This is a genomic window from Buttiauxella cochleicola, assembly GCF_021282405.1.
Lineage (GTDB): Bacteria > Pseudomonadota > Gammaproteobacteria > Enterobacterales > Enterobacteriaceae > Buttiauxella > Buttiauxella massiliensis.
Window position 1 is genome coordinate 12,938 of record NZ_JAJSOU010000028.1, and the last position, 18,820, is coordinate 31,757.

At 48.3% G+C, this 18,820-nt stretch carries 16 protein-coding genes; 11 read left to right on the plus strand and 5 right to left on the minus strand.

All coding sequences use genetic code 11. From position 1 onward, the window contains the following. Window positions 1–111: 111 nt before the first annotated feature. From LVQ79_RS22070 to cirA, 4 genes are all read left to right on the plus strand, one after another. On the plus strand, window positions 112–597 hold the full coding sequence (locus LVQ79_RS22070) for a hypothetical protein (RefSeq protein ID WP_232866980.1): 486 nt from the start codon (window positions 112–114) through the stop codon (window positions 595–597). A gap of 240 nt (window positions 598–837) precedes the next feature. Then, entirely contained in the window at window positions 838–1,947 is a 1,110-nt protein-coding gene (locus LVQ79_RS22075; protein ID WP_232866983.1) for an SDR family oxidoreductase, read from the plus strand. 207 nt (window positions 1,948–2,154) lie between these two features. Continuing rightward, entirely contained in the window at window positions 2,155–3,624 is a 1,470-nt protein-coding gene (locus LVQ79_RS22080) for an amino acid permease (protein ID WP_232866985.1), read from the plus strand. Window positions 3,625–3,882: 258 nt separating this feature from the next. Beyond that, the gene (cirA, locus tag LVQ79_RS22085; RefSeq protein ID WP_232866988.1) at window positions 3,883–5,853 is read left to right on the plus strand and encodes a catecholate siderophore receptor CirA; all 1,971 of its coding nucleotides are present in this window, start codon (window positions 3,883–3,885) and stop codon (window positions 5,851–5,853) included. A 518-nt stretch (window positions 5,854–6,371) separates the two neighbouring features. On the opposite strand, the gene fghA is transcribed toward cirA, so the two are convergent. Continuing rightward, a complete protein-coding gene (gene fghA / locus LVQ79_RS22090) occupies window positions 6,372–7,202 on the minus strand; it encodes an S-formylglutathione hydrolase (protein WP_232866991.1) in 831 nt (276 codons plus the stop codon). A 107-nt stretch (window positions 7,203–7,309) separates the two neighbouring features. On the opposite strand from fghA, the gene LVQ79_RS22095 reads away from it, so the two are divergent. From LVQ79_RS22095 to mglC, 7 genes are all read left to right on the plus strand, one after another. Continuing rightward, window positions 7,310–8,434 (plus strand): YbfB/YjiJ family MFS transporter, encoded by a 1,125-nt coding sequence (locus LVQ79_RS22095; protein ID WP_232867009.1) that lies wholly within the window; start codon window positions 7,310–7,312, stop codon window positions 8,432–8,434. Window positions 8,435–8,559: 125 nt separating this feature from the next. Next, window positions 8,560–9,225: a GTP cyclohydrolase I FolE gene (folE, locus tag LVQ79_RS22100; protein ID WP_154154872.1), complete on the plus strand. Its 666-nt coding sequence runs from the start codon at window positions 8,560–8,562 to the stop codon at window positions 9,223–9,225. Between the two features lie 19 nt (window positions 9,226–9,244). After that, entirely contained in the window at window positions 9,245–10,402 is a 1,158-nt protein-coding gene (yeiB, locus tag LVQ79_RS22105) for a DUF418 domain-containing protein YeiB (protein WP_232866994.1), read from the plus strand. A gap of 155 nt (window positions 10,403–10,557) precedes the next feature. Beyond that, entirely contained in the window at window positions 10,558–11,580 is a 1,023-nt protein-coding gene (galS, locus tag LVQ79_RS22110; protein WP_064512461.1) for an HTH-type transcriptional regulator GalS, read from the plus strand. 292 nt (window positions 11,581–11,872) lie between these two features. Next, a complete protein-coding gene (gene mglB / locus LVQ79_RS22115; RefSeq protein WP_232866997.1) occupies window positions 11,873–12,871 on the plus strand; it encodes a galactose/glucose ABC transporter substrate-binding protein MglB in 999 nt (332 codons plus the stop codon). A gap of 81 nt (window positions 12,872–12,952) precedes the next feature. Then, complete coding sequence (gene mglA / locus LVQ79_RS22120) at window positions 12,953–14,473, plus strand: galactose/methyl galactoside ABC transporter ATP-binding protein MglA (protein ID WP_151994480.1); 1,521 nt, start codon at window positions 12,953–12,955, stop codon at window positions 14,471–14,473. A 20-nt stretch (window positions 14,474–14,493) separates the two neighbouring features. Continuing rightward, a complete protein-coding gene (gene mglC / locus LVQ79_RS22125) occupies window positions 14,494–15,504 on the plus strand; it encodes a galactose/methyl galactoside ABC transporter permease MglC (protein ID WP_064512455.1) in 1,011 nt (336 codons plus the stop codon). Window positions 15,505–15,561: 57 nt separating this feature from the next. Here the strand turns inward: mglC and sanA are convergent, their stop codons facing one another. The 4 genes from sanA to LVQ79_RS22145 form a co-directional block, all read right to left on the minus strand. Continuing rightward, the gene (sanA, locus tag LVQ79_RS22130; protein ID WP_232867001.1) at window positions 15,562–16,281 is read right to left on the minus strand and encodes an outer membrane permeability protein SanA; all 720 of its coding nucleotides are present in this window, start codon (window positions 16,279–16,281) and stop codon (window positions 15,562–15,564) included. 131 nt (window positions 16,282–16,412) lie between these two features. Beyond that, window positions 16,413–17,297 carry a cytidine deaminase gene (gene cdd / locus LVQ79_RS22135; protein ID WP_154154862.1) on the minus strand — a complete coding sequence of 295 codons (885 nt, stop codon included), beginning with the start codon at window positions 17,295–17,297 and terminating at the stop codon, window positions 16,413–16,415. Window positions 17,298–17,427: 130 nt separating this feature from the next. Continuing rightward, entirely contained in the window at window positions 17,428–18,123 is a 696-nt protein-coding gene (locus tag LVQ79_RS22140; protein WP_232867003.1) for a CidB/LrgB family autolysis modulator, read from the minus strand. Continuing rightward, the gene (locus tag LVQ79_RS22145; RefSeq protein WP_232867006.1) at window positions 18,120–18,521 is read right to left on the minus strand and encodes a CidA/LrgA family protein; all 402 of its coding nucleotides are present in this window, start codon (window positions 18,519–18,521) and stop codon (window positions 18,120–18,122) included. The genes LVQ79_RS22140 and LVQ79_RS22145 overlap by 4 nt, the downstream gene beginning before the upstream one ends. Window positions 18,522–18,820 lie beyond the last annotated feature (299 nt).

Consider the following 18,820-nt stretch of genomic DNA (forward strand, 5'->3'; position numbering starts at 1 on the left):
GCAGATATGCTTAAAATCAATTCAAAAATTATGGTTTTGCGTATTCTTCAGTCCGATTTATAAAGTTTTTATATGTATCCCCTTGTAAGCAAATGCCAGAGACTATTTTGAATGGATATGAAAAACATCGCATTGGCCAGCTACACTGACAATCTGAATTTTTACCGACTTTGTGCAAATATCGCGGCGGCTTTAACCATTATAATTGGCGTTATCTATCTAATAGTACAAATCTATTCATTTCATGGCATCGCCCTGGAATGGGTGATGATCGCCGCGTCCTTTGGTACTACAGTCTTGTTGATCGGCAGGTACTTTTTCCCCAGGGTTTGTGCAGTATTGTTACTGGCAAAGTTTCACTTCTCTAACGCGTATCTGGCATTGTGCGGAGTCGAGGTGAACCCATGGTTTACGCTAATTAGCTCCACGTTCTTTGTCATGGGATGCGTTGAGTCAATTCAGTCGGCACGCGTTAAAAATGGGTTGAATTCCTTCTGGTTAGCTGCACCTCAAGTGCGTCCAACTTTATGCATTGTTTTGACTGGTACATTTTTGGCGATGATATCGAGTGGTTTTTTATATCGCTTATTTCACTAATAAATGAAAATCATGGCTTATTAGTTAATTGAGTGTTGTGTTTTTGCGGTGGGAATGCATTTGCGGCGGGTAAAATCAATATACCTTTTTTAAACGAACATGATTCAACCATTATTTAATGGTAAGTAAATACAGTGAGTTAAAAAATAAACCCAATCATCTTTTATGTTGCTCTCTCTATTGATGCGCTGTTTATAAATTGCCTCTTAGTATGGCATTTTTAAATCCAGAGTTTCTAAAATGAGCAATCTATTGATTACCGGAGCCACAGGTTTTCTGGGTGGTGCTGTATTAGCTCGAGCGCTTTCTGATTCTTCAATTAGCTCATACTTGTTATTAGTAAGGGCGAACTCACCTAAAGAAGGTGTTGAGAGGATAAGAAATAACCTTGCTAAGTTTGGGTGCAGTGCAGCCTTACTTAATAAAATTAATGAAGAAAATATCTTGCTCGGTGATTTAGCGGCTTCAGAAGATTTTTTGGATGATGCCAGGCTCTCTTTTGTAACTCACGTGATCAACTGCGCTGCTGTTGCTTCATTTGGTGATAATGCGCTTATCTGGAAAGTGAACGTAGAGGGTACGCTTAAATTCGTCAAACGGATGGCTGATGTATTGGGTTTGGTCCGCTTTGTTCATGTGGGAACCGCGATGTCATGTGTGCCGGACGCGGGGACGCTGGTAACTGAAAGCATGACGCGCAAGCCTGAAGAGGAGCATTTGGTTCAATATACGTGGTCTAAATCCACCATTGAGCAATTGATGGTAGAACATTGCCCGCAACTGCCTTTAGTTATTGCTCGCCCTTCAATTGTGGTAGGGCACAGTGAAGAGGGTTGCCGTCCATCCAGCAGCATTTTCTGGGTATTCCGCATGGTGCTGATGCTTGGGAAGTTCATGTGTTCAATGGAAGATAAAATCGATGTTATTCCTGTGGATTACTGCGCAGAGGCGCTTTTGTTATTAACAAAACGCTCAAAGCTAACCGAAAAGGTTTATCACATATCAGCGGGTGACACAGGTAGTACTCAGTTTGTCGATATAGATAAAGCGATGGCGGCGGCACTCAATCAAAAACCTATCTATTCTACATACCAGCAAGTGGATTACAGTGAACTGGTAAAGGAACGCAGGGGTTTCAAAACAATTTACGGCCCGTGTAATGAAAGGTTGATGCTCAGAGCCATGCGTTTATATGGCGAGTTTTCGATGCTGAATGTGCGTTTCTCAAATAAGAAACTGCTGGATTTAGGTATGTCACCGCCGCCGCGTTTTGTCGATTACATCAGCCGCTGCGTTGAAACGACACGTGATGTCACTATCCCCGAATTAATGAAGGTCGATTTTAAATAGCAGTAACTGCTATTACCTGCAGGGGAAGGGACTCCCGCATCTCATTCAAATGTCGAAAAAAACCTCTCACCGACTCCCTGTCATAAGTGCGTTACTTATAATCCGCCGCCGATTATGAAGCTCTCTTATAACAGCGTATTTCTACTATAAGTCTCACTCTGGTTTGCTACAATCTCGCCTCATTTTTTGGACGGACCACAATTTTCTATGGTTTCTCAAGATAAAACAACACAAGCGCCTGGCTTACGCCGTGAGTTAAAAGCGCGCCACTTAACGATGATCGCCATCGGCGGTTCCATCGGTACTGGGCTATTTGTTGCCTCTGGTGCAACCATTTCTCAAGCGGGCCCTGGCGGCGCGTTGCTCTCCTACATGCTGATTGGTCTGATGGTGTACTTCCTGATGACAAGCCTGGGTGAACTTGCGGCTTATATGCCTGTTTCGGGCTCTTTTGCTACTTACGGGCAACAATACGTTGAAGAAGGTTTCGGTTTCGCACTGGGCTGGAACTACTGGTACAACTGGGCGGTAACTATCGCCGTTGACCTGGTCGCATCACAACTGGTGATGAACTACTGGTTCCCTGACACCCCAGGCTGGATCTGGAGTGCACTGTTCCTCGGCATTATGTTCTTGCTGAACTACATCTCCGTTAAAGGCTTTGGTGAAGCAGAATACTGGTTCTCACTGATTAAAGTGACCACGGTTATCATCTTTATCATTGTCGGCGTAATGATGATCCTGGGTATCTTTAAAGGCGCACAACCTGCGGGCTGGAGCAACTGGGCAATTGGTGATGCACCGTTTGCTGGTGGGTTCTCCGCGATGATTGGTGTCGCGATGATAGTCGGATTCTCATTCCAGGGTACCGAGTTGATTGGTGTTGCTGCGGGCGAATCTGAAGACCCAGGTAAGAACATTCCACGCGCTGTGCGTCAGGTGTTCTGGCGTATCCTGCTGTTCTATGTGTTCGCGATTCTGATTATCAGCCTGATCATTCCTTATACCGATCCGAGCCTGCTGCGTAACGATGTTAAAGATATCGGCGTTAGCCCGTTCACACTGGTATTCGAGCATGCTGGCCTGCTATCTGCAGCAGCGGTAATGAACGCCGTTATTCTGACTGCGGTACTGTCTGCAGGTAACTCAGGGATGTATGCGTCAACGCGTATGCTGTACACCCTGGCTTGCGACGGTAAAGCACCACGTATTTTCTCTAAGCTCTCCCGTGGCGGTGTGCCACGTAACGCGCTGTACGCAACCACTGTTGTAGCGGGTCTGTGCTTCCTGACTTCTATGTTCGGTAACCAGACAGTTTACCTGTGGCTTTTGAACACATCAGGGATGACCGGCTTTATCGCCTGGTTGGGTATTGCGATTAGCCACTACCGTTTCCGTCGTGGTTATGTGAAGCAAGGGCTTGATCTTAAAGATTTGCCATATGTTTCTGGCTTCTTCCCGCTGGGGCCAATCTTTGCCTTCGTGCTGTGTCTGATTATTACTCTTGGCCAGAACTACGAAGCGTTCCTTGCCGATAAAATCGATTGGGCAGGCGTAACGGCTACCTATATTGGTATCCCGCTGTTCCTGGCAATCTGGTGGGGCTATAAGATTACGAGAGGTACTCGTTTCGTGAAATATAGCGAAATGACCTTCCCGGAAACCTTTAAAAAGTAACTCTGAAGGGCGCGATTATCGCGCCCTTTTTTATCCCCTCTCACATTATCCCTCCGCATTATCCCCTTTCGATACATTACAAACTTTAACAATTTGATTGATAACCATTCTCGTTTAATTTATGGTGTCGCCACGCTTTACCTCGGCTGGATGTCGGTGAGTACAGCGCGCAGTTGTTTGCCAAAGTAGCCAGCAACGCATTAAGGAATGTGAGCGCAATCCATCGTTTAGTTTGCCATTCACCTCATGGAGAAAGGAATGTTAAGGTTGAATCCCATCGTCCGGGGAGGACTTTGTGCGTCGATAATCAGTGCTGCGTTTCCGGTTTTTGCCGAAGAACGTGAAGACACTATGGTTGTTACTGCTTCTGCTACCGAGCAAAATCTCAAAGATGCCCCTGCCAGTATTAGCGTTATCACTCAAGAAGATCTGAAAAAGAAACCGATCCAGAACCTGAAAGATGTGTTGCAGGAAGTTCCTGGTGTGCAGCTCACTAACGAAGGGGATAACCGCCAGGGCGTCAGTATTCGAGGCCTGAGTAGCAGCTACACGCTGATTCTGGTGGATGGCAAGCGGGTGAACTCGCGCAATGCGGTATTCCGCCACAATGATTTTGACCTTAACTGGATTCCGGTTGATGCCATCGAGCGTATCGAAGTGGTGCGCGGGCCTATGTCTTCGCTCTACGGTTCGGATGCGTTGGGTGGTGTGGTGAACATTATTACGCGCAAAGTTGGCAAAGCCTGGCATGGCACCGTAACGGCGGATACCACCATTCAGGAAAAACGCGATCGCGGTGATTCCTATAACAGCAATTTCTTTGCCAGTGGCCCAATTATCGACGACCTGCTTGGGGTGAAAGTTTACGGCAACCTCGGCAAGCGTGAGAAAGATAAACAAGAGACTTCCAGCACCAGCGCAACAGGTGAAACGCCGCGTATTGAAGGTTTTACCACCCGTAGCGGCAGCGCTGAATTTGCCCTGACGCCAACAGAAAATCAGGACATGAGCTTTGGTTATGGTTTTGACCGCCAGGACCGTGATTCGGACTCGCTGAATAAAAACCGCATGGAGCGCCAGGATTACTCCATTTCCCACAATGGACGTTGGGATTACGGCAATACCGAACTGCGTTTTTATGGCGATAAGATTGATAACCTAAATCCAGGCAATAGCTCGCCAATCACCTCGCGCAATAACAGCCTGGACGGCAAACTGGTTCTGCCATTGGGTGAAATTAACCAGTTACTGACCTTCGGTGGGGAATGGCGACACGATAAGCTGTCAGACCCGGTAAATCTCACGGGTGGCAACAGTTCCGAAACGTCTGCCAGCCAGTACGCACTGTTCTTAGAAGATGAGTGGCGGATTTTTGAACCGCTGGCGCTGACTACCGGCGTGCGTATGGACGACCACGAAACCTACGGCGACCACTGGAGCCCACGCGCATACCTCGTATACAGCGCGACAGATACCATCACCATGAAAGGTGGCTGGGCGACGGCATTTAAAGCGCCATCGTTACTGCAACTTAGCCCGGACTGGACCAGCAACTCTTGTCGCGGCTCTTGTAAGATTGTCGGCAGCCCAGATCTGAAACCTGAAACCAGCGAAAGCTTCGAGTTAGGTTTGTACTACGCGGGTGATGAAGGTTTGCTGGACGGGGTTTCAGGCAGCATCACTACCTTCCAGAACAACCTCGACGATATGATTGATATCAATCGTACTTCGAGCATCAGCCAGGCACCGTCATATCCAAACTTTGTTGGTTTTGACAGCGCGGGCCGCCCTATCTTCAAATACTACAACGTCAACAAAGCGCGTATTCGTGGTGTTGAAACTGAGTTGAAAGTGCCGTTCAGCGAGCAGTGGAAACTCACTCTGAACTATACCTATAACGATGGCCGAGATTTGAGCGGTGGCGGCAACAAACCATTAGCCTCACTACCATTCCATACCGCGAACGGTACGGTGGATTGGGCGCCATTGGATGATTGGTCATTCTATGTATCTGCAAACTATACCGGTGAGCAACGCGCAACAACCGACGGCTCGCCAACACCTGGCGGCTACGTGGTGTGGAATACAGGTGCGGCATGGAAAGCGACAAAAGCTATCAAACTTCGTGCGGGCGTCATGAACCTGGGTGATAAAGATCTGAGTCGTGACGATTACAGTTACAACGAAGATGGCCGTCGTTACTTTATGGCAGTGGATTACACGTTCTGATTTTACCCCTCTCCCCAGGGATCTGTCTCTTATACACAACTCGCCCTGGCAATCTTGTCAGGGTGAGATCTGTAAGATGAGAGGTTTTTCCGTTCACCCGTGCGTTCAGCTATCTCTTTAATTCCATAAAACGGTGCGATCGAAGCCGGGAACAAGGTCAAAACCGCTCTGGCTTTTGACTTTGACCTTGAATTTCGGGTCCGGCTTAAATCGCCTCCATTTTGACTCCTGGTGGCAGGGTCCAGCCGTCCGGAACGGCTGGAGGGTGCGATCGTAGGGAACGAATCGCAACCGACCCTGACACGGAGGCAAAATGGAGGTTTACCGCTTGCGGCGATTTATTTGCCGGGAGTCAGGGTTCTTAGGGTGACGACGGTGGTCACCCTAAGACGTTCACCGGTTCAGCCGCGACATAGACACGCTGTCGCCTGGTGAACGGAACCTTCTCCGTATAGGCAGGAACCTCCCCTCAAAGTTGTGTATAAGAAACATCCCCGGGGTGAGGGCAAACCCAATAGTTACGCCAAATGCTCCGCGTGGAACCGCAAATGGTCCTCGATAAACGAAGCAATAAAGTAATAGCTATGATCGTAACCAGGCTGCACTCGCAGCGTTAGCGGCCAGTTTTTCTGCCGTGCTACTTCAGCAAATTGTGCCGGTTGCAGTTGATCTGCAAGGAACTGATCCGCATCACCTTGATCGATAAGCACAGGAATGGCATTGGAACTATCAGCCTGCATCAACAAGCAGCAGCTATCCCATTCGCGCCATTTCTCTTCGTTTGCACCTAAATAAGCATTAAAGGCTTTTTGGCCCCACGGCACGCGCGTTGGGTTCACGATCGGCGCAAAGGCCGAAACGGAGCAATATCGACCAGGGTTTTTCAATGCGATGCTTAGCGCACCGTGGCCACCCATAGAGTGCCCGAAAATAGAGGCTTTTTCACTGATGCTGAAGTTATCAGCAATCAACGCTGGCAGCTCATCATTAATGTAGTCATACATGCGGAAATGGTCGGCCCACGGCTGTTCGGTAGCGTTCAGATAGAAGCTTGCACCCTGACCAAGATCGTAGCTTTCATTATTCGGCACATTTTCACCGCGTGGGCTGGTATCAGGCATTACCAACACAATTCCCAGCTCAGAAGCGACTCGTTGCGCGCCCGCTTTGGTGGTGAAGTTTTCGTCATTACAGGTCAAACCGGAGAGCCAATAGAGCACCGGTGGGGGAGTCGTACGTGGCGTTGGCAGAAAAATACTGAACGTCATTGGGCATTTCAGTACCGCGGAATCATGGCGCCAGCGCTGCTGCCAGCCTTCAAAGCATCGGTGTTCTTCAAGCAGTTCCATCCAGAGGTTCCTCAAATATATTCAATATCAATGAATAACTTTCACTTCTCCCCAGTCTAGCCATGCGGCATCATACTGGCAACGAAATCGCAACATTTGGGGTGATAGTGGCGGCACGTATCGCGTTGACTGGGTTTCTGGTGTTGGTGGTTGCAATGGGCATTGGCCGATTTGCATTCACACCACAAGTCCCATTAATGATAACTGAAGGGCAACTTACCTTAACCAGTGCGGGTTTGGTAGCAGCGATTAACTACCTCGGTTATCTGGTTGGTGCGTGGGATGCCATGCGTGCGCATCGGCGGGTAGAGTTGCGTTTGCATGCTGGTGTCTGGGGAGCAGTCATACTGACGCTGCTTTCTGCTACCGTGGATTCAGCCCTGTGGCATGCGTTGATTCGTTTTCTGATTGGTTGTGCCAGCGGCTGGGCGATGGTGTTAATCGCTGCCTGGAGCAATGAGCAACTGGCGCATTTAGGTAAGCCAGGATTAAGTGCAGCGGTGTTCGCAGGCCCTGGCGCAGGAATATTTATCAGCGGGTTGTTGGCGGTGGCAATCCACAGTTACGGGTTGTCAGCAAGCAGTGCCTGGCTGGTTTATGGCGCTCTGGCGCTGCTGTTTATCCTGTTAATCGCCCGAAATTTGCCACGCAAAGGGGAGTTGCACCGCCCGGAAACCGCGCCAGAGCCGCTAGTATTAACGCCACAACTCAAACGACTGGTGTGGAGTTACAGCCTGGCGGGGTTTGGTTATATTCTGCCCGCCACATTTTTATCGCAGATGGCGAGCGCACGCTTTCCTGGTAGCGTGTTTGCGCAGTTTGTTTGGCCGATATTTGGCGGTGCGGCGGTTTGCGGTATTTTGCTCGGCATTGCAGCCCGTCAAAAGCTGCAAAGCCATCAACGTCTTGCGCTGGTGCTCTGGTTGCAAGCACTTGGGGTATTCGCCTCAGATATGATTCCCGGTATGTTCGGCCTGGTTTTAGGCTCGTTGCTGGTGGGCGGTGGCTTCTTATGTGCGGTGCAATTATCGTTGCAATATGGACGCGAACTGGCGCCAAAGCATACCCGTTACATGGCAGGATTACTCACTACCGGTTATGCCATGGGGCAACTGGTGGGGCCGATGCTGTCAGCATTATCGACTTCGCTTACCGGGCAACTTGAGCCTGCGTTATACGTAGCCGGCGTAGCATTATTGATTGGCGGCGGCCTCGTCTGGCGTAAAGAGTAAAGGTATTGACGATTTCAATAATTATCGTTCGCACTACTGGATTATGCGACCGCGCTCACGCACAATGAGCGCACACTTTGCCCCATGTAGGGCCGAGGTCAGTCACACCTGCAGGAGAAAACAACATGTCATCACTAAGTCCAGAAGCCGCATTGGTTCATGAAGCATTGGTTGCACGCGGCCTGGAAACGCCACTGCGCCCACAATTGCGTGAGATTGATAACGAAACCCGCAAACGCGAGATTGCCGGGCATATGACGGAAATCATGCAGTTGCTGAATCTTGATCTCAGCGACGATAGCTTGATGGAAACCCCGCATCGCATCGCTAAAATGTATGTCGATGAGATTTTCTCCGGCCTTGATTATGCCAACTTCCCGAAAATCACCGTCATTGAGAATAAGATGAAGGTTGATGAGATGGTCACCGTGCGCAACATTACGCTCACCAGCACGTGTGAACACCATTTCGTAACTATCGACGGTAAAGCGACAGTCTCTTATCTGCCGAAAGATACCGTGATTGGCCTATCGAAAATTAACCGCATTGTGCAGTTCTTTGCGCAGCGCCCGCAGGTTCAGGAACGCTTAACCCAGCAAATCCTGATTGCACTGCAAACCTTGCTTGGCACCAACAATGTGGCGGTATCTATTGATGCAGTCCATTATTGTGTTAAAGCGCGTGGCGTGCAGGATGCGACTAGTGCGACGACAACCACATCTTTGGGGGGATTGTTTAAATCCAGCCAGAATACACGCCAGGAATTCCTGCGCGCAGTGCGTCATAACTAACATTAATTAGGTAGGGTGTATGAGTAGAAACGTTACGCTGGATTTTGTCCGTGGCGTCGCTATTCTCGGCATCCTGCTGCTTAATATCGTGGCCTTCGGTTTGCCGAAGGCTGCGTACCTCAATCCAGCCTGGTCCGGTTCTGCTACAGCTCACGATGCCTGGACATGGGCAATTTTAGATCTCTTTGCTCAGGTAAAATTCCTCACCTTATTTGCTCTGTTATTTGGCGCGGGCTTGCAGATGTTGTTACATCGCGGCAAACGCTGGATTCAGTCACGTCTGACGTTATTAGTTCTGCTCGGTTTTATGCACGCTATTTTCCTTTGGGATGGCGATATTTTGCTGGCCTACGGTTTAGTAGGGTTGGTGTGCTGGCGTCTGATTCGTGATGCACCGGGGATTCGCTCACTGTTTAATACGGGCGTTATCTTATATCTCACCGGTATTGGCGTGCTGTTATTGCTGGGTTTTATTTCCGGCGATGCACCGAACCGCTCATGGATCCCCGATGCCGCAAATTTGCAGTACGAGCAGTGGTGGAAGCTTAACGGCGGGACGGAGGCCATTAGCAATCGCATCGATTTGCTCTCATCAAACCTTGTAGCTTTGGGTGCGCAATACGGTTGGCAACTGGCGGGGATGATGCTGATTGGCGCGTCATTAATGCGCAGTGGCTGGCTGCGAGGGGAGTTTAGTCTGCATCATTATCGCCGCATTGGCGTGTGGCTGATTGTGGTTGGGTTGCTAATTAATATTCCTGCGATTTATGCCCAGTGGCACCTTGGCTGGATGTATCGCTGGTGTGCTTTCTTGCTGCAAGCGCCGCGTGAACTGAGTGCCCCGTTTCAAACTATTGGCTATGCAGCACTCGCATTTGGCTACTGGCCGCAGTTGTCGCGCTTGCGCCTGGTGAATGCGATAGCGCATGTCGGGCGAATGGCATTGTCGAACTATTTACTACAGACAGTGATTTGCACCACCTTCTTCTTCCGCATGGGCTGGTTCATGAAGTTTGACCGCCTGAGCCTGTTGGCAATTGTGCCTTTTGTATGGGTAATCAATATCTTATTCTCTATGCTCTGGCTGCATTACTTCCGTCAGGGGCCTGTTGAGTGGCTCTGGAGACAACTAACCGCACGTGCTGCGGGGGTATCACTGAAGCATCCGGCAAGATAATGATATACATCACAAACGTTAACGATATGTATGTAACCGTTTTCATTGATGTGATCATCCTCACGTAGTCATTCCCAAGTCGCTGCCAGAATAGCCACCTTGCCATATACAGGGTGCATTCATGAGACTAATTCTTCCTTCGCCAGGTGATAAATATGATCACCATTCGTGACGTTGCCCGAATCGCCGGCGTCTCCGTGGCGACGGTATCCCGTGTGCTCAATAACAGCGCGCTGGTTAGCGCTGATACCCGTGAAAGTGTGATGCAGGCGGTGGCGCAATTGGGCTATCGCCCGAATGCGAACGCCCAGGCTCTGGCAACGCAGGTCAGCGATACAATCGGTGTAGTGGTGATGGATGTGTCCGATCCATTTTTTGGCGCACTGGTCAAAGCGGTGGATGTCGTGGCGCAGGAGCACAACAAATATGTGCTCATTGGCAACAGCTACCATCAGGAAGAAAAAGAGCGTCATGCCATTGAGGTATTGATTCGACAACGCTGTAACGCATTGATTGTTCATGCTAAAGCTCTTTGTGATAAAGAGCTGGCCGAGTTCCTCGATCACATTCCAGGCATGGTGCTGGTTAACCGCATAGTGCCGGGGTACGAGCATCGATGTGTCGGGCTTGATAATGTCAGTGGCGCTTTGATGGCGACAAGAATGCTGTTTAATCAAGGTCATCAGCGCATCGGATATCTGGCATCGAGCCATGCCATTGAAGACAATGCGCAGCGGCGCGAAGGATGGCTGCGTGGCATGAGTGAGCAGGGGATTGTACCGCCCGAAAGCTGGGTGGGCGTGGGATCACCCGATATGCAGGGTGGTGAAGCGGCAATGGTCGAGTTGTTAGGCCGCAATCTGCAACTCAGTGCGGTATTTGCCTATAACGACAGCATGGCAGCAGGTGCGTTAACTGCGTTGAAAGATAATGGCATTGTCGTGCCACATCATGTCTCAGTGATTGGTTTTGATGACATTCCGATCGCGCGTTACACCGATCCACAACTTACAACGGTGCGTTACCCCATTGTTTCAATGGCACGCCTGGCGACCGAACTGGCGTTACAAGGGGCGGCAGGAACGCTCGATAATGGTGCAACACACTGTTTTATGCCGACTTTAGTTCGTCGCCATTCTGTTGCTCCACGGCAAATTGCGGCACCGATCACTCTCTGAAAAAAGTCTTTTATGTAACCGGTTTCAATTTGTGAGTAAATTCACAGTTAATTAACAATGCGATGACTATGATGTCAGCGTCTTATCAGCTGAAACTATATGTAACGGTGACTAATCAGTTTACTTATAGGTATTCGGCAAAAAACTACCAATAAAAGCTGTTATGGAATGTTATTGAACACGGAAGAGTTTTTTAGAACAGAAAAATTTTCGGCATTCAGTAACGTTTTTGTAACAACGCTGCCTGCCTGAATACCCCTAAGAACTACCCTGCAAAAAAACCGGAGATACCATGAATAAGAAGGTTTTGACCCTGTCCGCCGTTATGTCTTGTATGTTGTTTGGTGCAGCCGCTCATGCAGCTGATACCCGTATTGGCGTGACCATTTACAAATACGACGATAACTTTATGTCAGTGGTTCGCAAAGCGATTGAGAAAGACGCAAAAGCTTCGCCAGACGTAGAACTGCTGATGAACGACTCACAGAATGACCAGTCCAAGCAGAACGATCAGATTGACGTACTGTTGGCAAAAGGCGTGAAAGCACTGGCAATCAACCTGGTTGACCCGGCTGCTGCTGGCACCGTTATCGAAAAAGCGCGCGGCCAGAACATTCCAATCGTGTTCTACAACAAAGAACCTTCTCGCAAAGCGCTGGATAGCTACGACAAAGCTTACTACGTCGGTACTGACTCTAAAGAATCAGGCATCATTCAGGGCGACCTGATTGCAAAACACTGGGCGGCTAACCCGGCGTGGGATCTTAACAAAGATGGTCAGGTTCAGTTCGTACTGCTGAAAGGCGAACCAGGTCACCCGGATGCTGAAGCGCGTACGACCTACGTTATCAAAGAGTTGAACAATAAAGGTCTGAAAACCCAACAGCTGCAGTTAGATACTGCAATGTGGGACACCGCTCAGGCGAAAGATAAGATGGACGCATGGTTGTCTGGCCCGAACGCTAACAAAATCGAAGTGGTTATTGCCAACAACGATGCGATGGCAATGGGTGCAGTTGAAGCGCTGAAAGCGCACAACAAATCTTCTATTCCAGTATTTGGTGTGGATGCCCTGCCAGAAGCGCTGGCACTGGTTAAATCTGGCGCAATGGCCGGTACCGTTCTGAACGATGCTAACAACCAGGCAAAAGCAACCTTCGACCTGGCTAAAAACCTGGCCGCTGGTAAGCCTGCCGCTGATGGCACTAAGTGGAAAATCGAAGACAAAATCGTTCGTATCCCTTATGTAGGTGTTGATCAGAGCAATCTGGCTGAATTTACTGGTAAATAAGTAATGTAGTTGGTTTATACCGGGCGTATTTATGCGCCCGGTTCAAAACTTACGCTCAGTGACACTATTGGAACCGTAATTATGGTCGACAATATTACAAATCAGTCGTCGGAATATTTGTTGGAAATGACCAACATTAATAAATCATTCCCCGGCGTTAAGGCACTGGATAATGTTAATTTAAAAGTCCGTCCTCATTCTATTCACGCATTAATGGGTGAAAACGGGGCTGGTAAATCAACGTTATTAAAATGTCTTTTTGGGATCTACAGCAAAGATTCCGGCAGCATTCTTTTTCAGGGACAAGAAGTAAATTTTTCCAGCACTAAAGAAGCGCTGGAAAACGGTATCTCGATGGTACACCAGGAGTTAAACCTGGTATTACAACGTACCGTTATGGATAACATGTGGCTGGGGCGTTACCCAACCAAAGGTATGTTTGTCGATCAAGACAAAATGTACCGTGATACCAAACATATCTTTGATGAGCTGGATATTGATATTGACCCTAAAGCACGCGTGGGCACTTTGTCGGTATCACAAATGCAGATGATCGAAATCGCTAAAGCGTTCTCTTACAATGCCAAAATTGTCATTATGGATGAGCCAACCTCCTCATTGACAGAAAAGGAAGTTAACCACCTTTTCAAAATCATTCGTAAATTAAAAGAACGTGGCTGCGGCATTGTTTATATTTCTCACAAAATGGAAGAGATCTTCCAACTGTGTGATGAGATAACCATCTTGCGTGACGGACAATGGATTGCCACCCAGCCATTAGAAGGGCTGGACATGGATAAAATCATCTCCATGATGGTAGGGCGCTCTCTGAACCAACGCTTCCCGACAAAAGAGAACGTGCCGGGTGACGTGATTTTGGAAGTGCGTAATTTGACTTCGTTGCGTCAGCCTTCAATTCGTGATGTCTCCTTCGATTTGCATAAAGGGGAAATCCTCGGTATTGCCGGTCTGGTCGGTGCGAAGCGTACTGATATCGTTGAAACGTTATTTGGTATCCGCGAAAAATCGGCCGGAACCATTAACCTGCACGGTAAAAAAATTAATAACCATTCGGCCAATGAAGCGATTAACCATGGTTTTGCTTTAGTAACTGAAGAGCGTCGCTCAACAGGGATTTACGCCTATCTGGATATTGGTTTTAACTCGCTGATTTCTAATATTCGCAATTATAAAAACAAAGTTGGCTTATTAGATAATTCACGCATGAAAAGTGATACCCAATGGGTAATTGACTCAATGCGTGTAAAAACACCAGGTCACCGTACTTCTATTGGTTCTTTATCTGGTGGTAACCAACAGAAAGTTATTATCGGGCGTTGGTTGTTAACACAGCCTGAGATATTAATGCTGGATGAACCAACTCGTGGGATCGATGTTGGTGCTAAGTTCGAAATTTATCAGCTGATTGCTGAGCTTGCTAAGAAAGGGAAAGGAATCATTATTATTTCGTCCGAAATGCCGGAGTTGTTAGGGATTACAGACCGTATTCTGGTGATGAGCAATGGTCTTGTTGCCGGAATTGTAGACACTAAAACAACCACGCAGAACGAAATATTACGTCTTGCGTCAGTGCATCTTTGATAATTTAGGGGCTATTGAAAATGAGTGCGTTAAATAAGAAAAGTTTTCTAACTTATCTGAAAGAAGGCGGCATTTATGTCGTTTTACTGGTGCTACTGGCAATTATTATTTTCCAGGATCCGACGTTTTTAAGTTTACTCAACTTAAGTAATATTCTGACCCAATCCTCGGTGCGTATTATTATTGCATTGGGCGTGGCGGGGCTGATTGTGACCCAGGGTACTGACCTTTCTGCTGGTCGTCAGGTGGGGCTTGCGGCGGTAATCGCGGCTACACTGCTGCAATCAATGGATAACGTCAATAAAGTTTTCCCTGAGATGCACAGCCTGCCTATCCCGGTGGTACTGCTGATAGTGTGCTCTATCGGTGCGGTCATTGGTCTGGTGAACGGAATTATCATCGCCTACCTGAACGTGACGCCGTTTATCACCACTTTGGGTACCATGATTATCGTTTACGGTATTAACTCCCTGTATTACGACTTTGTCGGAGCATCGCCGGTTTCTGGTTTTGAATCGCATTTCTCGACATTTACCCAGGGCTTTATTGCGTTAGGTAGTTTCCGGCTATCCTACATTACGTTCTATGCACTATTTGCTGTGATGTTCGTATGGGTGCTGTGGAACAAAACTCGCTTTGGTAAGAACATCTTCGCCATCGGTGGTAACCCGGAAGCGGCTAAAGTTTCAGGCGTTAACGTTGCACTGAACCTGATCATGATTTATGCGCTGTCCGGTGTGTTCTACGCCTTCGGCGGGATGTTAGAAGCAGGTCGTATCGGTTCTGCAACCAACAACCTCGGCTTTATGTACGAACTCGATGCGATTGCGGCATGCGTGGTAGGCGGCGTGTCATTCAGCGGTGGCGTGGGTACGGTTGTAGGCGTAGTGACCGGTGTAATCATCTTTACGGTCATCAACTACGGTCTGACTTATATCGGCGTGAACCCTTACTGGCAGTACATTATCAAAGGCGCGATTATTATCTTCGCAGTAGCCCTGGATTCTCTGAAGTACGCTCGTAAGAAGTAATCTCAACGGTTTTACCAAGACCCGCACAGGAAGATATGTGCGGGTTTTTTTATGCCTCTATTTCTTCTCTTTCTTCTGCAATTCCAGCAGCTGTTCTGGCGTCACCGCCGGATAAGCTTGCGCATCTTCCGGGACTTCGTGCATGGCGGGAATAGGGACTAGCGGCCCTAGGAAACGTGGCTCTCGCTTGAAGATATACAAATCTGCCAACGCACCCAGACGCGCACCAAATTCTCTGATACGTACAGTCATCATATTTTTCGGTGAAGGAACGGCGTAACACTGCGCCTGAATCCCCATATGGAGGGCGATAAACAGTGCTCGTTCGCAATGGAAACGCTGAGTGATAATAATAAAATCATTAGTATCAAACACTTTGCGAGTACGCACGATGGAATCAAGTGTTCGGAAACCGGCGTAATCCAGCACGATATCGGCAGGGTCAACGCCACCGGCAATCAGATCTTTGCGCATGGTCATCGGTTCGTTGTAACTCTGCAGGGCATTATCTCCACTTAATAGCAGATAGTTCACTTTGCCGCTGTTATAAGCATTTAAAGCGCCCTGAATACGGAATTGATAGTACTGATTAATCACGCCAGTGCGGTAATACTTGGCGGTTCCCAGCACCACACCGACCTGGCGGTATGGTAGATCCTGAAGTTCGTCGTAGACGTAAGGCGCTGTTTTCCAGCTTATCCAGCGGTCAAGACACAGCGCAGCTATCACAGCCAAGCCGATGATGACCAACAGGCTATAAAACAAGCGCTTCAACATGGACTTGCGGCTCAATAAAGGGATGAAATTTTATTCAAGGCTACTTTACCTGGTGGTTAAGAGCAAGATTCGTGGAGTTGGTTGAATTAAAATTCGCCAGAACGGGCGCATTTACGCCCGTTCTGTGAGTTTTAGCTCAGAAGTGCGCGGTCGATATTCAGGCAGCCCAAAGCTTTCAGGGTCGCGGCAGTGGCATCCCATTGCGTCAATGGCGCATCGGCTTTCTCTGCAAGGATCGCTCGCTGAATTTCATTGTAGTCATAGCCTGAGAGGCTAAGCAGATTCAATGCAGCTTGCAGTGGCGGCAGGGAAGGGTTGAATGCTGCGTTTTCAGCATAACTTCCTTTGAAAATAGTTCCATCGCGCATTTCCAGTGCCACACCAGAAGGCGCGTTACTGTATGGCGCATGGCTGCGGTTAGCTGCCGCAATAGCCGCCTGACTTAGTTCATCACCATGCGATGCAAAACCATGGTCCATTGCATCAAGGAGTAATGTTTTGATTTCTAAATCGCGAGGGCCAAAGGCATCAGGCAAATAGTCGCCCAGGGTTGCAGGTTTGCGGCCTGGAAGGTTAATGCGCAATGCCACCCCGCTGTTCAGTTCATTCATAAACTGGCGACAGTGTCCACAAGGCGTGTAGTTAACGGTAATTGCAGCAAGAGCTTTTTCCCCGCGCATCCACGCATGGGTAATCGCGCTTTGCTCGGCATGAACGGTCTGCTGCATGGTGGAGCCAAGAAACTCCATATTGCCGCCAAAATAGAGATTACCGCTTACACCACGAGCCACGGCACCAACATAGAACTGAGATAAATCAGCACGAGCACAGGCGGCTGCAAGCGGTAGCAAAGCGAATGCTAGTGCGTCGTCATCCAGTCCAGTCTGGGCTTTCAGTGAATCTACTTCCGTTGCACTAAACATTGCCGGGAAGTGAGAATCAGCAATCAGAGGTTGCAAAGCGGCTTGCAGAGAAGCCGGGAGCTGTGCGAGAGCAGCCTGAAAACGTGAGCGCATAAGTAGTAGCCTCATAACAAGTAATTGAACCGCAGTTTACGGATCTGTATGGGCTTTATATGTGATCTTTATCTAAATACAAATGCAACATATGAAATAAAGAACGAAATTGCGCGATCTCTCGCAAGTTTTAACCAAACATAGCCAAAAGCACCGGGAATAAGAACGGGGCAATAAGTGAGGTCATGATGCCGCAAATGACCAGAGCCAGAGAACTGAACGCACCTTCCTGGAAATCCATTTCAGCGCAACGAGCAGTCCCCAGAGCATGAGATGCCGCTCCCATTGACAGGCCGCGTGAGGCTTTGGTTGAGATACGCATCAAGTTTAAAAGAGTGTGGCCAAATACGGCGCCAAGAATACCGACGAAAATCACGCATACGGCGCTAATTGCGGGGATACCGCCGATGCTGCCACCAACCGCCATCGCAATCGGCGTAGTGACGGACTTAGGCAAGATTGACGCGGCGATTTGCGGTGTTGCGCCCATTAATAATGCAACGGATGTTCCGGTCACCATCGCCACCATGCTGCCAATAAAACAGATGGTAATAATGGATTTCCAGCGCGCGCGAATCTGATGAAGCTGTTCGTAAAGCGGGAAGGCGAGGGCAACAACCGCCGGTTGCAGTAAATCGTTCAATACTTTACTGCCCGAAAAATAGTGATCGTATGGCGTACCGGTAAACACCAGAATGGGGATTATCACAATCATTGAAACTAATAATGGGTTCAGCAGCGGCGACTTATAACGCATTCCGATTTGGCGGGCGAGGAAGAAAGTCACCAGCGTTAAAGGTAAAGACCACCAGATATGATGCATCATTTTGTTTCGCCCTCGTTTTCACCGACTACTTTGCGCTCACCGTGCACTAAATGAGAACTCCAGCTTACGACCACTAATACCACTAAGGTACTGATAAAACAGGAAACCACCACCGGACCAAATTGTTGTCTTATGATATCGACATACTGCATAACGCCCACGCCAATCGGTACAAACAACAGCGCCATATAACGAATAAGCAGATGGCAGCTTGGCTTAACCCACTTGGCTGGCAGGATTTGCAGAGACAGCAAAACAAACAGAATTAACATGCCAATAATACTGCCGGGAATGGTGATTGGTAGCAGCGAAGAGATTGCAATGCCTGCATATAAGCATATGTAAATTAATATAAAAGATCTCAGGTACTGCCAAATTACGGTGAGCAAGTTACGCATGGTGATTACCCTTTAAGAAACGCATTCATCATACAATTAAAGCTTGAAATGTGCTACCGATCACATCATGAATTATGAGCATACCAAATATTCCTCGAAGGAACTTTCCAGAATGTTTTGGGCAATCTCACAGCACCATGTTTTGCATGCATAAAAAAAGCGACCCGCAGGTTAATGCCGATCGTTTAAGGATCAGTTGACCGATCCGGTGGCTCGTGTAAAAAGGGTTCATGCACAACATGGACCCTTTTTAAATGGAACTTTCACAAGCTCTCGGTATTATCAATCTCACTGCCCCC

Excerpts from the sequence above, each read along its gene's own strand:
- sanA (WP_232867001.1), bottom strand. The coding sequence starts at position 16,281 with ATGTTGAAGCGCTTGTTTTATAGCCTGTTGGTCATCATCGGCTTGGCT.
- cdd (WP_154154862.1), bottom strand. The coding sequence starts at position 17,297 with ATGCGCTCACGTTTTCAGGCTGCTCTCGCACAGCTCCCGGCTTCTCTG.
- LVQ79_RS22070 (WP_232866980.1), top strand. The coding sequence starts at position 112 with ATGGATATGAAAAACATCGCATTGGCCAGCTACACTGACAATCTGAAT.
- LVQ79_RS22145 (WP_232867006.1), bottom strand. The coding sequence starts at position 18,521 with ATGCGTAACTTGCTCACCGTAATTTGGCAGTACCTGAGATCTTTTATA.
- LVQ79_RS22140 (WP_232867003.1), bottom strand. The coding sequence starts at position 18,123 with ATGATGCATCATATCTGGTGGTCTTTACCTTTAACGCTGGTGACTTTC.
- yeiB (WP_232866994.1), top strand. The coding sequence starts at position 9,245 with ATGAGTAGAAACGTTACGCTGGATTTTGTCCGTGGCGTCGCTATTCTC.
- LVQ79_RS22075 (WP_232866983.1), top strand. The coding sequence starts at position 838 with ATGAGCAATCTATTGATTACCGGAGCCACAGGTTTTCTGGGTGGTGCT.
- fghA (WP_232866991.1), bottom strand. The coding sequence starts at position 7,202 with ATGGAACTGCTTGAAGAACACCGATGCTTTGAAGGCTGGCAGCAGCGC.
- folE (WP_154154872.1), top strand. The coding sequence starts at position 8,560 with ATGTCATCACTAAGTCCAGAAGCCGCATTGGTTCATGAAGCATTGGTT.
- cirA (WP_232866988.1), top strand. The coding sequence starts at position 3,883 with ATGTTAAGGTTGAATCCCATCGTCCGGGGAGGACTTTGTGCGTCGATA.
- galS (WP_064512461.1), top strand. The coding sequence starts at position 10,558 with ATGATCACCATTCGTGACGTTGCCCGAATCGCCGGCGTCTCCGTGGCG.
- LVQ79_RS22080 (WP_232866985.1), top strand. The coding sequence starts at position 2,155 with ATGGTTTCTCAAGATAAAACAACACAAGCGCCTGGCTTACGCCGTGAG.
- mglC (WP_064512455.1), top strand. The coding sequence starts at position 14,494 with ATGAGTGCGTTAAATAAGAAAAGTTTTCTAACTTATCTGAAAGAAGGC.
- mglA (WP_151994480.1), top strand. The coding sequence starts at position 12,953 with ATGGTCGACAATATTACAAATCAGTCGTCGGAATATTTGTTGGAAATG.
- mglB (WP_232866997.1), top strand. The coding sequence starts at position 11,873 with ATGAATAAGAAGGTTTTGACCCTGTCCGCCGTTATGTCTTGTATGTTG.